The sequence below is a fragment of the Roseomonas indoligenes genome (assembly GCF_017813365.1).
Lineage (GTDB): Bacteria > Pseudomonadota > Alphaproteobacteria > Acetobacterales > Acetobacteraceae > Roseomonas > Roseomonas indoligenes.
Genome location: NZ_JAGIZA010000018.1, coordinates 73,492 through 87,654, shown reverse-complemented (window position 1 = coordinate 87,654; position 14,163 = coordinate 73,492). Strand labels below are relative to the sequence as shown.

12 protein-coding genes are annotated in these 14,163 nt (G+C 70.6%); 7 read left to right on the top strand and 5 right to left on the bottom strand.

From position 1 onward, the window contains the following. Positions 1 to 511 precede the first annotated feature (511 nt). From J5Y10_RS22590 to J5Y10_RS22575, 4 genes are all read left to right on the top strand, one after another. Entirely contained in the window at positions 512 to 919 is a 408-nt protein-coding gene (locus J5Y10_RS22590) for a DUF305 domain-containing protein (RefSeq protein ID WP_209376382.1), read from the top strand. Between the two features lie 10 nt (positions 920 to 929). Continuing rightward, entirely contained in the window at positions 930 to 2,387 is a 1,458-nt protein-coding gene (locus tag J5Y10_RS22585) for a YncE family protein (protein ID WP_209376381.1), read from the top strand. 67 nt (positions 2,388 to 2,454) lie between these two features. Further along, entirely contained in the window at positions 2,455 to 2,979 is a 525-nt protein-coding gene (locus J5Y10_RS22580; protein ID WP_209376390.1) for an RNA polymerase sigma factor, read from the top strand. Continuing rightward, entirely contained in the window at positions 2,976 to 3,761 is a 786-nt protein-coding gene (locus J5Y10_RS22575; RefSeq protein ID WP_209376380.1) for an anti-sigma factor family protein, read from the top strand. Before J5Y10_RS22580 ends, J5Y10_RS22575 begins: the two co-directional genes overlap by 4 nt. An 89-nt stretch (positions 3,762 to 3,850) precedes the next feature. Here J5Y10_RS22575 and J5Y10_RS22570 read toward each other — a convergent pair whose 3' ends face one another. Then, positions 3,851 to 4,825: a Bug family tripartite tricarboxylate transporter substrate binding protein gene (locus J5Y10_RS22570; RefSeq protein WP_209376379.1), complete on the bottom strand. Its 975-nt coding sequence runs from the start codon at positions 4,823 to 4,825 to the stop codon at positions 3,851 to 3,853. Between the two features lie 134 nt (positions 4,826 to 4,959). Between J5Y10_RS22570 and J5Y10_RS22565 the strand changes: the two genes are divergently transcribed. Both J5Y10_RS22565 and J5Y10_RS22560 read left to right on the top strand, forming a co-directional pair. After that, the gene (locus tag J5Y10_RS22565) at positions 4,960 to 6,051 is read left to right on the top strand and encodes a GlxA family transcriptional regulator (protein WP_209376378.1); all 1,092 of its coding nucleotides are present in this window, start codon (positions 4,960 to 4,962) and stop codon (positions 6,049 to 6,051) included. Continuing rightward, positions 6,048 to 6,764, top strand: coding sequence for a DJ-1/PfpI family protein (locus tag J5Y10_RS22560; protein ID WP_209376377.1), 717 nt, complete (start codon positions 6,048 to 6,050; stop codon positions 6,762 to 6,764). The genes J5Y10_RS22565 and J5Y10_RS22560 overlap by 4 nt, the downstream gene beginning before the upstream one ends. Positions 6,765 to 6,886: 122 nt before the next feature. Here the strand turns inward: J5Y10_RS22560 and J5Y10_RS28120 are convergent, their stop codons facing one another. The 4 genes from J5Y10_RS28120 to J5Y10_RS22540 all read right to left on the bottom strand — a co-directional run bounded on the left by J5Y10_RS28120 (position 6,887) and on the right by J5Y10_RS22540 (position 12,595). Then, positions 6,887 to 7,099 (bottom strand): DUF4287 domain-containing protein, encoded by a 213-nt coding sequence (locus J5Y10_RS28120; protein ID WP_209376376.1) that lies wholly within the window; start codon positions 7,097 to 7,099, stop codon positions 6,887 to 6,889. A gap of 696 nt (positions 7,100 to 7,795) precedes the next feature. After that, a complete protein-coding gene (locus J5Y10_RS22550; RefSeq protein ID WP_209376389.1) occupies positions 7,796 to 8,623 on the bottom strand; it encodes an alpha/beta fold hydrolase in 828 nt (275 codons plus the stop codon). Between the two features lie 515 nt (positions 8,624 to 9,138). Beyond that, a complete protein-coding gene (locus J5Y10_RS22545; protein ID WP_342452995.1) occupies positions 9,139 to 10,230 on the bottom strand; it encodes a YihY/virulence factor BrkB family protein in 1,092 nt (363 codons plus the stop codon). A gap of 247 nt (positions 10,231 to 10,477) precedes the next feature. After that, positions 10,478 to 12,595 carry a TonB-dependent siderophore receptor gene (locus J5Y10_RS22540; RefSeq protein ID WP_209376375.1) on the bottom strand — a complete coding sequence of 706 codons (2,118 nt, stop codon included), beginning with the start codon at positions 12,593 to 12,595 and terminating at the stop codon, positions 10,478 to 10,480. A 422-nt stretch (positions 12,596 to 13,017) separates the two neighbouring features. Here J5Y10_RS22540 and J5Y10_RS22535 point away from each other — a divergent pair, with 422 nt between their 5' ends. Further along, the gene (locus J5Y10_RS22535) at positions 13,018 to 14,148 is read left to right on the top strand and encodes a TroA family protein (RefSeq protein ID WP_209376374.1); all 1,131 of its coding nucleotides are present in this window, start codon (positions 13,018 to 13,020) and stop codon (positions 14,146 to 14,148) included. Positions 14,149 to 14,163 lie beyond the last annotated feature (15 nt).

Below are 14,163 nucleotides of genomic sequence, written 5' to 3'. Positions count from 1 at the left end.
GGACAGCGTCTGCGGGTGCGTCGCCGCCCCTGTCAGCACCGTCACCACCTCGCCCGGCTTCAGCGCCGACAGCGTCAGGACCTTCCTCCAGGCCTCGATCATGTCCGCATCGCTGATCGCCATGTCGCAATTCTCCAGCGCAGTCTGCTCCACTCAATTATACAGACGGCCAAATAATTCTTCAACAGCCTCCGGGCGTCCGTGGTCTGGCGCAGATCCGGCACAGGGGCGGGTGGCACGTTCCAGCCTGCCCGAGCCCGGGCAGCGCCCTCATCGCCGCCCCATGATGGAACGGCACGCCCCCTTTGAAGGCAAGCAGCCCCATGCCGCGGCTCGTGCGATGACGGGGGATTACATTCCGCCCATCTCCGATGGGGAAACAGCCGTCGAAATTTTTTGGGGCGGCAAGGAATAAACCGGCGCCGCCATTGTCCTCCTCTCATGCGGAGAGTGCCGCGAAGGACATGCCGTGATCGGAAGCTGTAGACGAAGACGCGCCCGAGGCGCCGCGATGATGCTGGCGATTGGCCTGTCAGCAAGCCCTGCCCTGGCGCATGAGGGGCATCACCATCCCGAGGCCGGGGCGGAGAGGCCAGCGGGCGAGGCCGGCTACCTGGCCGAGAACGATGCAGCCATGACAAGAATGATGGACGCCATGGCCGTCCATCCCACCGGTAACGTGGACCGCGACTTCGTGGCGATGATGGCGCCCCATCACCAGGGCGCCATCGACATGGCGACAGCCTATCTGCGCTACGGCCACAACGAGCAGCTCCGCCGCCTAGCGCAAGAGATCATCGTCACGCAGCAACAGGAGATCGCGGCCATGCAGCTCGCCCTCGGCGAGGCGCTGCCGCCCTCCGCCCCCGCGCCAACCCAGGTCTCCCCCACCCAGGCCGCGCCCGCTTCCCTCCGATAGGACGATCCCCATGAGAGCACGTCTTCTGGCCACCGCCTGCTTCGGCGGAAGCCTTCTCGCGGCCATCGCCTCCCAGGGGGCGCTGGCCGGCCAAGCCCCGGCCGCCGCCTCGGCGCCCGACATTCCCGTCTCCCACCAGGACCGGGTCTATGCGGCCGAGCAGTTCTCCAACACGGTCTCCGTCACCGATCCCGCGAGCAACACGCTGCTCGGCGTGATCCGGCTGGGCGATCCGCAGCCCGGCAATTTCAGCCCACTGTATCGCGGGCAGGTGCTGGTGCACGGCATGGGCTTCTCGCCGGACCACCGCACGCTCGCCGTGGTCTCCATCGGCAGCAACTCCGTCACCTTCATCGACACCGCCACCAACGCGGCGAAGCACACCACCTATGTCGGCCGCTCCCCGCACGAGGCTTTCTTCACGCCGGACGGATCGGAGGTCTGGGTGACCGTGCGCGGGGAAGACTACGTCTCGGTGCTGGACGCGAAGACCTTCGAGGAGAAGACGCGCATCCGCGTCCCTGCCGGCCCGGGCATGACGATCTTCTCGCCGGACGGCACCTACGGCTACGTCTGTTCCTCCTTCAACCCGGAGACGGTGGTGGTGGCGACGGCAAGCCACGAGATCATCGGCCGCATCCGGCAGGACAGCCCCTTCTGCCCGAACATCGCGGCCACGCCGGACGGCACCCAGGTCTGGATGACGCTGAAGGATGTCGGCCGCACGATGGTCTTCAACGCGCGCCCGCCCTTCAACGTGATCCGCAGCTTCGAGACGGGGCCGATCACCAACCACGTCAACTTCGCCGCGACCCCGCGCGGCACCTTCGCCTATGTGACGGTCGGCGGCCTGAACGAGGTGAAGGTCTTCCGCACGGACGACTTCTCCCCCGTCGCCACCATCCCCGTCGGCAAGCTGCCGCACGGCCTCTGGCCCTCCGGCGACGGCAGCCGCATCTATGTCGGGCTGGAGAACGCGGATGCCATGGTGGCCATCGACACCGCCACCAACCGCGTGGTCGGACAGGTGCCGATCGGCCAGGCACCGCAGGCCGTGAACTACGTGCCGGGCGCGGTGCCGGAGGGTAACGGGCGCGCGAACCTGCAGCCGCTCGGCACCGCCGGCCAGACCGCGCACCTCACCCTCGGCGAGCCGGGCAAGCCGGGCATGCCCACCAGCGTCTCCCTCTTCGAGCAGGGGCTGACCCAGGTGCTGCAGGCCTCCGTCACGGGCCTCCAGCCCGGCAAGCCCTATGCCCTCGCCCTGGCGCAGCACGCGGATGGGCGCGGCGGGCTGGAGCCGCTGGCGAACTTCATGACGAACCCGGCGGGTGCCGCCATCGTGAACGCGGTGGGGCCGATCCGGCAGGTGGTGCAGGGTGCCGCCGAGGGGCCCAGGCGCTACCTCGTGATCGTGCCGGGCGGCGCCGGGGCCCCCGGGGCACCGGTGCAGGTGCAGCAGCACTGAGCCCAGGGGCCCGCCCGGACCCCGGGCGGGCCCGCATCGCTGGAGGATCGGCTTCGCCTTGAACGACATGGCCCGGCTGATCGAGCCGCTCATCCCCGCCCTGCGGCGCTACGCGCGCGCCCTGCTGCGGGATCGCGGCGCGGCGGACGACCTGGTGCAGGACGGGTTGGAGCGCGCCATCGGCCGCTGGCACCAGCGGCGGCACGACGGGGATGCGCGGAGCTGGCTCTTCTCCATCGTGCACAATCTGGCCGTCAACCGGATGCGCCAATCCACCCGGCGCGGCCCGCACCTGCCGCTGGACGCGGCGGCGGAGGCTGCCACCGGCCTGCCGCCCACCCAGGAGCAGGGATTGCGCCACCGCGACCTGCTGCGCGCCCTGGAAAGCCTTCCGGAGGAGCAGCGCAGCGTGGTCCTGCTCGTCTCCGTCGAGGACCTCTCCTACGCCGAGGTGGCGGAGACGCTGAAGATTCCGCTCGGCACGGTCATGTCGCGCCTGTCCCGCGGGCGGGAGCGGCTGCGGCAGGCCATGGAGGGCGCCGAGGCGGCCGGCATGCCCCATCCCCAATCCCATCTGCGGAGGGTGAAGTGAGCGGACATCCGATCACCGAGGAGGATCTGCACGGGCTGGTGGACGGCGCGTTGGACGCGACGCGGCAGGCGGAGGTGACGGCCTACCTCGCTGCACACCCGGACGTGGCGGCGCGCGTCGAGTCCTATCGGCGGCAGAGGGCGGCGCTGCGCGAGGCCCTCTGCCCCGTGGCGGAGGAGCCGATCCCGCCGGAGCTGCAGATCGGCCGGCTGGTCGCGGCGCGGCGCCGGCCGGCGATGGCGGGCTGGCGGGCCGCCGCGGCGGTGCTGCTGGCCCTTGGCCTGGGCGGGACCGGCGGGTGGTGGCTGCACGGGCTGGCCGGCCCCGCCGCCGGGGGCACCCCGGCGGGGATCGCGGCGCTCGCCCAGCAGGCGGCCGACACCTATGCCGCCTATGCCCCGGACATGCGGCACCCCGTGGAACTGCGCGCGAGCAGCGGTGCCGAACTGGTGGCCTGGGCCTCCGATCGGCTCGGCCGCCCGGTGGCCCCGCCGGACCTCTCCGCCTCCGGTTACCGGCTGATGGGTGGCCGCGTGGTGCCCACGCCGCAAGGGCCGGCCGCCATGTTCATGTTCGACGACGACCGGGGAACACGGCTGGTGCTGCTGACGCGCGGCATGGCGGCGGACCAGAACGCCCCGATGGCCCGGTCCTCCCAGGGTGTGGTGGAGGCCTTTACCTGGGCCATGGACGGCACCGGGTACAGCCTGGCCGGGCCCCTGCCGGCCGACCGGCTGCACCCCATCGCGGACGAGGTGCGCCGGCAGATCAGTCGAATTTGAGGAAGGCGGCCCTTCGCGGCCGCGATCCCTCCTGGCCGCGCCAGCACCGCCAGGGCTTCCGGGGCCGCCGCCATCCGCGTCCGCACCGGTCACTCCAGATGGATGTCCAGCTCCCGCACCACCGCCCCCCAGGCCTGTCTTTCGCTGCGCTCGAAGGCCGCCAACTCCTCCGGGCTGCCCGGTTCCGGCCGGCCCGCCTGGGTCTGCACCAGCTCCACGAAGCCCGGCGCCTGCATGGCCTGCCGCAACGCGCCGTTGAGCTGGGCGATGACCGGCGCCGGGGTACGCGCCGGCACGTAGACCGCCTGCCACAGGCTGAGCGAGAGCGGCAGGCCCAGCTCGGCGAGCGTCGGCACCTCCGGCACCAGGGGCAGGCGCGCGGGCGAGGCAACCGCGAGAACGCGGGTGCCCCCGTTCCGCGCCATGGCCGCGGCGGCGCCGGCCGGCAGCACCATCACATCGACCTGCGAGGCCAGGACGGCCTGCACGGCCGGCGCCGCGCCGGTGAAGGGCACGTGCAGGAAGCTGGCACCGGTGGGGCGCGCGATCCGCTCGAAGGAGAGCTGGGACGTGCTGCCCACGCCCCAGCTCGCGTAGGAAAGCGCGCCCGGCGCGCGTTTCGCGGCGGCGACGAGGTCCGCGAAGGTCCCGATATCCGGGCGCGAAGGGCCGGCGATGAGCGCGGTCGGAACGTGGGTGACGAAGCTGACCGGCGCGAAGTCGCGCTCCGGGTCGTAGGCTAGGCTGCGGTAGGTGAAGGGATTGACGGCCATCACGTCCACCATGCCGAGGAAGACCGTGTGGCCATCGGCGGGCGCGCGGGCGGCCGCCGCAGCCCCGATCCCGCCGCCGGCCCCGAACCTGTTCTCCACCACCACCGGCTGGCCCAGCACGCCGGAGAGCGGCTGGGCGAGGCCACGCGCGATGACGTCGCTCAGGCTTCCCGGGTTGAAGGGCGAGATGATGCGCAGCGTGCGTTCCGGGAAAGCGAGGGCCGGGCGCGCCAGCAGCGCCGCACCCAGCGCGGGCAGCAATCGGCGCCGGATCATCGTCTGCAGGGCCATGCACACCTCGCTCGGATGGTTCTGGCCGTGTCGTGGGTTCCCCAGGGGCTAGGCTCGGGCGGCGCGGGGGCGTCGGCAATGACGTTTTCCCCTCCGATCCTGCCATGGCCATCATGGCAGGATCGGAGGGGAGAATGGCATTGCTGCCATGGCGGGGGCGCAGCAGCATGCCCGGCATGGAGAGCGCCCTTCCCACCCCTCGCCGCGTCGTCATCCTCGGCGCGGCCCCGGTGCAGCTGCTGGACCTGGCCGGCCCCGCCGAGGTGCTGGCCCAGGCCGGCCGGCTGCACGCGACGGGGTGCGGACGGCCGGAGCCCACGCCGCTCTATGACGTCACCTGCCACGTGGTGGCCGGGCCGGGCCGCGCGCAGACCTCGGCCGGGCTCGCCTTCCAGCCTATGGCGAGCGAGGCGTCGCTGCTCGGCCTGGAATCGCTCGACACGCTGATCGTGATCGGCGGAGAGGGCGCGCGGGAACGCGCTGGGGACCGGCGGCTGCAAGACCTGGTGCAGCATCTGGCAGCGCGGGCGGAGCGCCTCGTCGGCGTCTGCACGGGAACCTTCATCCTCGCCGCCGCCGGCCTGCTCGAAAAGCGGCGCGTGACCACCCACTGGCGCTACTGCGCCGAGCTGGCGCGGCGCCATCCCGGCCTGGAGGTCGATCCCGAGCCGATCTTCATCCGCGACGGCCCTCTCTGGACCTCGGCGGGGGTGACGGCGGGCATGGACCTCGTGCTGGCCCTGGTCGAGGAGGATCACGGCCATGCGCTGGCGCTGGCCGTCGCGCGGGAACTGGTGCTGTTCCTCCGCCGGCCCGGCGACCAGAAGCAGTTCAGCAGCGTGCTGGCGGCGCAGAGCCGGGGCGGGTCGCGGCTGGACGCGCTGCTAGCTTGGCTTCCCGGCAACCTGCACCGTCCCCTCTCGATCGAGGCGATGGCCGAGCGCGCCTGCCTCAGCCCACGCCAGTTCGCCCGCGTCTTTCGCGAGGAGACCGGCCTCACGCCGGCCCGATTCCTCGAGCGGATGCGCGTCGAGGCGGCCCGGCAGCGCCTGGAGGCCGGGCGCGGGGGGCTGGCCGCCGTGGTCGAGAGCTGCGGCTTCGGCACGGAGGAGACGATGCGCCGCGCCTTCATCCGCCAGCTCGGCGCCTCGCCGGGCGACTACCGCGATCGTTTCCGCCGCGCCTCCGCGCGCGGTTCAACCCCTGCCATGGACATCCACGCATGATCGACCCCAGCCGCCACGTCAACATCGGCTCGCTGATCTTCGACGGCATCGACCAGATCGACCTGACCGGCCCCTTCGAGGTGCTGGCGCGCATCCCGAACTCCACCTACCGGCTCTACGGCAAGACCGATGGGATGATCCGCGACCTGAAGGGGCTCCGCATCAGTCCCGACGCCGCGATCGCCGAGGCGCCGCAGCTGGACGTCCTGCACATCCCCGGCGGCTTCGGGCAGGAGGCGCTGATGGACGACGAGGAGGTGCTGGGCTGGATCCGGCGTCAGGCGGAGGGCGCCCAGAGCATCTTCTCGGTCTGCACCGGCGCGCTGGTCCTCGGCGCGGCGGGACTGCTGAAGGGGCGGCGGGCGACGACCCACTGGGCCTCCTTCCACCTGCTGCCCTACTTCGGCGCCATCCCGGTGGATGAGCGGGTGGTAGTGGACGGCAATTGGGTGTTTGCCGCGGGCGTGACCGCCGGGATCGACGGCGCGCTGCGGCTGGCGGCGGAGCTGCGCGGCGACGCGGCGGCGCAGGGCATCCAGCTCCACATGGTCTACGCGCCGGAGCCGCCATTCGACGCCGGCACGCCGGCGAGCGCGCCCCCGGAGGTTTTCGCCGCGATGCGCGAGAGCGTGAGGGCAGTGACCACGCAGCGTGAGGCCACGGCGCGGCGAGTGGCGGAGCGGCTTGGCATCACCGCGGCCGTCAGCCCTTAGCCGCGGGGATCACCTCCGGCACGGCGGGCCCACCGGGGCCCTCCGCTCCGGACGATGGGGGGAATAAAGCAGGCGGCGGTCAGCTTCCGGGTCTTGCAGGACGTGCCGGCATCAGGAGCGGCTTAACCCTTCTCGGCGGACAGGACGTGCGCCACGACCGCGTTGGCGTGTCCGTGACCCATCCCGTGGTCGTTCTTCAGCATGGAGACCAGTTCCATGTGCTTCGCCGGCAGGCGGCTGCGAACCAGCTCCTGCCATTCGGCGATCGGCCTTCCATACTTCTTCTCGATCGACGGAAAGTAAGACGCGGGTCCTTTGATCGGTTCATCAGCCACGGCGGGTCAGGCCCCGGATTGCGTATGGGCGGACAGCCTGGCCGCGAAAGGCTGGACCAGCAAGGGCAGGCCACAGGACCTCCGAGACCCGGCGTGGGCGCCCGCAACCCGGCGGGAGCGGCAGAAGGTGGCTGGCCCCACAACGCGCCTCGGCACGCCCCTGGGCCCGCCATGACGAACCCACGGCCTAGCCGGAGGTCAGCCCGAGCCTGCGGGTGAAGGGAACCCAAGTCGCCGTCTCTGCCCGACCCGTTCGCCAGCCTGTTCCGGGCCTGCGCGGCGAGCGTCGCGATCGCGCCAACGATCCTGGCTTTGAGTTCGACCATCGCCTCGCCCGGCACGCCGGCCAGGTCCAAAATTGGCGCGACGATCAGGCAAGCGCATGGCGTGGCGCATCGACGGCCGCAGCATCGAGGCGCCCGCTGAGACCATGCTCGCGGCGATCACGACATCGGCTTTCCCATGGAGAACTGGCACGCGCTGAACCGGCTTTGCCGACCCTGCAGGTCGTCACCCTCCTTAGCACCGGCAATGCGCCGCAACACCACGACCCCGCCTCCGTGAATACCGCCATCGCGGTGTTCCCACGCGGCGAGGAGCGACACCGCAGACCGTGCCGGATCTCGGAAGGAGGTTCGGGGAGAGAAGGACTTCCTCCTCTCCCCGGGGTAGACCGGACGCGATCAGGCCCTGCCTTCAGCCCTTGATGAAGGCGAGCAGGTCGGCGTTGATGATCTCGGGATGCGTGGTGGCCATGCCGTGCGGAAGGCCGGGATAGGTCTTCAGCGTGCCGTGCTTCAGCAGCTTGATCCCGATCCGGGCGGAGTCGTCGATCGGCACGATCTGGTCGTCCTCGCCGTGCAGCAGCAGCACCGGCACGTTGATCGCCTTCAGGTCCTCCGTGAAGTCGGTCTCGGAGAAGGCCTTGATGCACTCGTAATGGGCCTGGGCGCTGCCGGTCATGCCCTGGCGCCACCAGTTGTCCACCACGCCGGGGATGGTCTCGGTGCCCGCGCGGTTGAAGCCGTAGAAGGGGCCGGCCGGCACGTCGCGGAAGAACTGGGCGCGGTTGGCGGCGAGCGCGCGGCGGAAGCCGTCGAACACCTCGATCGGCAGACCGCCGGGGTTGGAGGCGCTCTTGACCATGATCGGCGGCACGGCGCCGATCAGCACGGCCTTGGCCACGCGCCCGTTGCCGCCGTGGCGGGCCACGTAGCGGGCCACCTCGCCGCCGCCGGTGGAGTGGCCGACATGGATGGCGCCCTTGAGGTCTAGGTGGGCCGCCAGCGCCGCGACATCGGCGGCGTAGGTGTCCATCTCGTGCCCCTTGGGCGACTGGCTGGAGCGCCCGTGGCCGCGCCGGTCATGCGCGATCACGCGGTAGCCCTGGGACAGGAAGAACAGCATCTGCGCGTCCCAGTCGTCCGCGCTCAGCGGCCAGCCGTGGTGGAAGACGATCGGCGTGCCCAAGCCCCAGTCCTTGTAGAAGATCTGGGTGCCGTCCTGCGTGGTGACGAAGCTCATGCTCCTGCGTCCTTCGCTGTGGGTGGTGGGGGTGGCCGGGTGCCGGCCCGTCTGCGCCTGGGCCGATGCCGGCAAGGCGTGGGCGGCGGCCATGCCAGCCCCGGCCAGGATCGCGTCGCGCCGGGTGATCCCGGCGGGCGCGGCGTCCTTCTCGTCCATGTCGCTTCTCCTGCGCGCGATGCCGTCCTGCGGCCCGGGGCGTCATGCCTTGTCCGGGCGCGCCGGTCTTGGACGGATCGGCTGCCACGGCCGAGCGGCGGGCGTGCCGCCCCCAGCCGGAACGGGCGCCGAGAGTGGCCACCGCTCCAGCTTCAGCCCGCCCCGGACCAGCAGGACCAACGTGCCGGCGGTACCGGAACCGTCGCGCCCGCCCCTGATCGGCGCGGCATCGGCAGGGCCGTCACGCCGCAGCGGAGGGCCCAGCCGGCAGGTGTCACGGACTGCTCCAGGAACCAGGGCAGCAGCAGTGCCTGGGGCAGGCCTTGGCCGGCGCGGACGCCGTCCGGCTCAGGCCGTCAGGCGTCGGCCACGGTCGCCCCGCGCATGCCCTTGGGCTTCTCCGGTCCCCTCGTGGTGTCGTGCGCGGTCTGGCGCTCCATCTCCGCGTCCAGCTCGGCCCCGGCGAGCACGATCGCGGCCGAGATCCAGATCCACGTCATGAAGCCGACGGCGGCACCGAGGGAACCGTAGGTCTCGTTGTAGCTGCCGAAATTCGCGACGTAGAAGGAGAAGCCGGCCGAGCCGATAAGCCAGAAAACCGCCGCGAAGGCGCCGCCCCAGCTGACCCACCGCCACTTGGCCTCGTTCCGGCTGGGTCCGTAGCGGAACAGGCAGGCGAGCAGGGCGGCAATGACCACCAGCATCAGCGGCCAGCGCGCCAGGCTGAGAAGGAATTCCGTGGTCTCGCCGAGGCCGACGAAGTTCAGCACGATGGGCAGCGCGACCATCGTGCCGATCGCCAGGAGGGCGAAGAGGATGCCGCCGAGCGTGAAGGCCAGGGTGACGGCCGTACGCTTGAGGAAGCTCCGCTCCTCCTTCTCCTCGTAGATCACGTTCAGCGTGTCGAAGACGGCCTTGGTAGCCCCGTTCGCGCTCCAGAGCGCGACGGCGAGCCCGAAGACCAGGCCGAAGCCGAGCTTGCCGTTGCCCTGCTCCGCGACGCGCTTCACCTGCTCCTCGATGATCTGCATGCCACCCGCGGGAACCACGCCCGAGAGGTCCGAGAGGTGCTTGGTGACATCGCCCGCGTCGGCGACGAGGCCGTAGAGCGAGACGAGGGCGGTCAGCGCGGGAAAGAGGGCGAGCAGGGTGTAGAAGGTGATCCCGGCGGCCTCCGTGAGGAGACGGTCCTCGGAGGCCTGCGCGGCGGTGCGCTTCAGGATATCCCACCAGCCCTGGGCCGGGATCTCGGACGGGGACCTCGCCTCCCGGCCGCGGCCCTGGCGCGGGCCGGTGGCCTCTTTCCCTTCGCCAGAGGGCTGGCCGGCACCGGGGGACCTCGCCAGTGCGATCTCCTCTTCGGCCGGCCGGGTGCCGACGAGGATGAGGCCGACCAGCGCTAGCAGGGCGGCGGCCAGCGGGCTGGGCCAGTTGTTCTTCAATGGCACGGGCTTGTCCTACCTCCTCGGAAGCGGGGGGTAGGGTCTGCCGCCTGCGACGTTCCCTGCCGGGCCCCGGTCGAGTGCAGAACGCAACAGACCGGCGGAGGGTCGCACAGGACCGCACCCCCATGCAGGATCAGGGGTCCAGCTCGCCATCGGTCCCAGCCTCAGCAGCCCCATCAAGGGATAAGCGGTGCCGGGCAAGCGACCTGCCCTGTCCCTCCCGCCCGGGCTGGACGGCCGGCGCTCCGCCTCAGAACCGCGCCGTCACGGAGAAGATGCCCTGCAGCGGCTCACCATAGTTCACACCCAGGTTGTTCGTGCCGATCGAGGACAGGTAGTAGGTCTTGTCGAAGATGTTCTTCACGTTGACCTGGGCCCGAAGGTTGGTGTTCTGGATGCGGAAGTCGTAGGCGGCGAAGGCATCCGCCACGACGTAGCTCGGCAGGAAGAAGGTGTTGTCGGGGTCGCCTGCGCGGCGCCCCTCGTGCCGCACGCCGCCGCCGAAGGAGAGGCCCTCGATGATCTGGCCCGCATCGTAACTCAGGAAGGCGGAGGCCGTGGTGCGCGGCACGTTGGCCGGGCGGCGCCCCTGATAGGCGACGTCCTGCACGACATCCACGTCGGTCAGGGCGAAGCTGCCGATGAAGCTGAGGTCGCGCGTGATCCGCCCGGCCATGTCCAGCTCGAAGCCCGAGGAGCGGACGCGCCCGGCGGCGGCCGTGGCGGTGATGCCGGTCGTTGCCTGGTAGCGGTAGATGACGTTGTGCTTCTGGATATTGAAGGCCGCGGCCGTGAGGGTGAGGCCTTGGAACAGCTCCGCCTTCACGCCGATCTCCCAGCTCTCCCCCGTCTCCGGCGGCTGCGAGCCGATGAGGGTGGAGATATTGGAGTTCGGCTTGAAGGACTGGGAGTAGTTCGCGAAGAAGGCGAGTTCCGGCATCGGCTGGTAGACGATGCCCACCCGCGGCGTCACCCGGTCCCCTTCCGTGTCCGTGTTGCGCACGAAGGGCCTGCCACGTCCGGCGACCTGGTCGTATCGCTGGTAGCGCAGGCCGGCGACGACGATCCACTGGTCGTTCAGGTGCAGGCTGTCCTGCGCGTAAAGAGACCAGCTGTCGACGCGCTCCGTCTGGTCGCTGTCGGTCGCAACGACGTTGCGGCTGGTCGGGAGCAGGCCGTAGACGGGGTTGTAGATGTTGAAGGGCTGGTTGACCGTGCCCCGGATCAGGTCCGTGCGGCGGGTGCTGACATAATCGTAGGAACTGCCGAAGAGCAGCTCGTTGCGGAAGCCGCCGATCGACACGTCCCCGCTCACATCCGCGCGGAAGGCGTGGTTGAAGATGGTGCTGTCGTCGGTGGCGTCGGCGCGGCGGGTCGCGATGCCGGTGTTGCCGTTGAAGGCCGTTACCCGCGCCTGGTTGTCGGAGTAGTTGTTGACGCTGTAGGCATAGCGCAGGTCCAGCCGCCAGGATTGGTCGAAGCGCTGCCCCACCCGGATCGTGCCGTAATCCGAGCTGCCGTGGGAGATGTTGTAGGGCTCATCGAAGCGCCGGCGGCGATCGGTGTTGACGAAGGTCCGGTGCACCGGGTCCCAGATCGTGCCGCGGTCGAAGGGCACGTCGTAGTCGGCATGCCAGTAGCTCGTCTCCACCGTGGTGTTCTGCCCGTACCAGGCCAGCATCGGGGCGATGAAGCTCTGGCGGACGCTGCCGAAGTTCCGCCAGTAGTCCTGGTTCTGGTACTCGCCGATGATGCGGTAGGCGAAGCCGTTGGTCCCGATCGGCCCGGTGGTGTCGAAGCCCGTCGCGCCGCCGCCGAAGGTGCTGATCCGCCCGGTGAGGGCGGTGGCGGCGTTGAGCTGCGGCCGGCGCGTGACGACGTTCACCATCCCGCCGGGGTCGAGGATGCCGTAAAGGGTGGAGGACGGGCCCTTCAGCACCTCCACGTAGTCGGTCGCGCCGTTGAAGACGTGCGGCAGCGCCGTGCGCAGCCCGTCCACGAGGATGCCGCCATCCCTGTTGTCGCCGAAGCCGCGGCGGATAATGGCGTCCTGGGTCTGGCCGAGCGTGTTCGTCTGGGCAATGCCGGAGACGTTGGCCAGCGCCTCGTCCAGGCTGAAGGCGGCCTGGTCGCGGATGACGGCGGGCGGCACCACCGCGATGGATTGCGGGATGTCGAGGATCCGCGCCTCGGAACCGACGCCGACCGTGGCGCGGAGCGGCTGGTAGCCCTCGTTCGGCGTGGCGCGGCCGAGCACGTCCACCGCGGGCACGGTGATAGCCCCGGGATTCGGCTCGTCGGTGGGCGGGGTGACGGGGCCGCCCAGCTGCGCGGCAGCAGGGCCGATACCCGTCAACAGGAGCAGCATCGCCGCGCCTTGGGTCTGAACGGGTCGTCGCATCGGGCGGCCTCGGCTGACGTCTGAAAGCGCGAACATGGCGGAACCGCCATTCAGGTCAGGCGATGCCATGGACCGGCTCGACGATCATTGTTGCGAATGCGTCTATTCGCATCTTCCTGAGCCGGTGTAGCATGGATTCCCGAGGCGACAATCGGCATTGCTCACTTCGGCGTGAGACCCTTCGGGGTGGTATGGAGACCCCGGGAAATGCAGAGCTGGGCAGAAGAAGCTTCGGAAATCAGCGATGTGCCAGGACGCGATGCGGCGATCGCCGCCGGTTTGCGGCGGAGCACTCATTCCAGCGTCCAAAACCGATTCGACGCGATGGGAATGATCATCGCACGGGGGCTGGACCTGGCGTGGGTCGGTCAGACCCATAGATCGCCGCCATGACCGGGGCCTCCCGTCTCGGCCGCCGGGCTGCCCTCGGGATCGGCATGTCCCTGGCGATGCCGGGCCTTCTCCGGGCACAGGGTTCCATTGCCGTCACGGACCTGCTGGGCCGGCAGGTGAGGCTGCCGCGCACGCCTCGCCGGATCGTCCTCGGGCAGGGCCGGCTGCTCAGCCTCATGGGGCTCCTGCATCCCGACCCCGTGTCCCTGCTGGTCGGGTGGGCGAGCGATCTGGTGGAGGTGTTCCCCGACGAGTACGCCGTCTGGACGCGGCACAGCCCTGGCCTGGCCGGGATCCCGCAGCTCGGGCGCAAGATCCTGGCCGACTTCTCCCTCGAGGCGGCGGTCGCGCAGCAGCCGGACCTCATCCTCCTCAACCGGCTCAACATCGCCCCCGTCGATGCGCGCGGGAGGAGCGAGGTGCTGGCGAAGGTCGAGTCCCTCGGCGTGCCCGTCGCGGTGATCGACTGCATGGCGGACCCGATGCGGGACACCCTGCCCAGCATCGCCATTCTCGGCGCCCTGCTCGGCCGGGAGGAGCGGGCCAGGGAGCTCTCAGCCTTCTATGCCGCGCAGATGCAGAGCCTGGACACCTGGCTGACGGCGAGCCGTCCGCCGGTCGCCTCCGTGCTGCTGCACAATCACGGCGGCGGCCGTGAGTGCTGCTTCTCCATCGCGCAGGGCAGCTTCACGGCCCTGATCGAGAAGGTCCGGGGGCGGAGCATCGCCGCCGACCTGCTGCGAACCCCCTTGGGGCAGCTGCACTTCGAGTACGTCCTGACCCATCCGGCCGATGTCTATGTCACCACCGGCGGGGTCTATAACGGGCGCGGCGGCGTGTCGCTCGGCGCGGGGATCGCGCCGGAGGTGGCGTCCAACACCCTCGCGAGCATGCTGGCGGCGCAGCGCCTGGAGGGCCTGCCGAGCGTGGCGGCGGGGCGTGCCTTCGGGATCTGGCACGGGTTCAACGAGACACCGCAGCACCTCGTCGCGCTGCAGGCCCTGGCGGGCTGGCTGCATCCGGAGGCGAAGGAGCGTTTCGATCCGCGGCCCACGATGGACGCCTTCAACACCCGCTTCGCGGCCGTTCCCTATGAGGGCACCTACTGGACCGGCCTGCGGCCCTGAGACGCCCGCCCGCCG

What these genes read in the sequence shown, in the direction of transcription:
- J5Y10_RS22565 (WP_209376378.1), top strand. Translation starts at nt 4,960, where the DNA reads ATGGCATTGCTGCCATGGCGGGGGCGCAGCAGCATGCCCGGCATGGAG.
- J5Y10_RS22540 (WP_209376375.1), bottom strand. Translation starts at nt 12,595, where the DNA reads ATGCTGCTCCTGTTGACGGGTATCGGCCCTGCTGCCGCGCAGCTGGGC.
- J5Y10_RS22550 (WP_209376389.1), bottom strand. Translation starts at nt 8,623, where the DNA reads ATGAGCTTCGTCACCACGCAGGACGGCACCCAGATCTTCTACAAGGAC.
- J5Y10_RS22590 (WP_209376382.1), top strand. Translation starts at nt 512, where the DNA reads ATGATGCTGGCGATTGGCCTGTCAGCAAGCCCTGCCCTGGCGCATGAG.
- J5Y10_RS22580 (WP_209376390.1), top strand. Translation starts at nt 2,455, where the DNA reads ATGGCCCGGCTGATCGAGCCGCTCATCCCCGCCCTGCGGCGCTACGCG.
- J5Y10_RS22560 (WP_209376377.1), top strand. Translation starts at nt 6,048, where the DNA reads ATGATCGACCCCAGCCGCCACGTCAACATCGGCTCGCTGATCTTCGAC.
- J5Y10_RS22585 (WP_209376381.1), top strand. Translation starts at nt 930, where the DNA reads ATGAGAGCACGTCTTCTGGCCACCGCCTGCTTCGGCGGAAGCCTTCTC.
- J5Y10_RS22535 (WP_209376374.1), top strand. Translation starts at nt 13,018, where the DNA reads ATGACCGGGGCCTCCCGTCTCGGCCGCCGGGCTGCCCTCGGGATCGGC.
- J5Y10_RS22570 (WP_209376379.1), bottom strand. Translation starts at nt 4,825, where the DNA reads ATGGCCCTGCAGACGATGATCCGGCGCCGATTGCTGCCCGCGCTGGGT.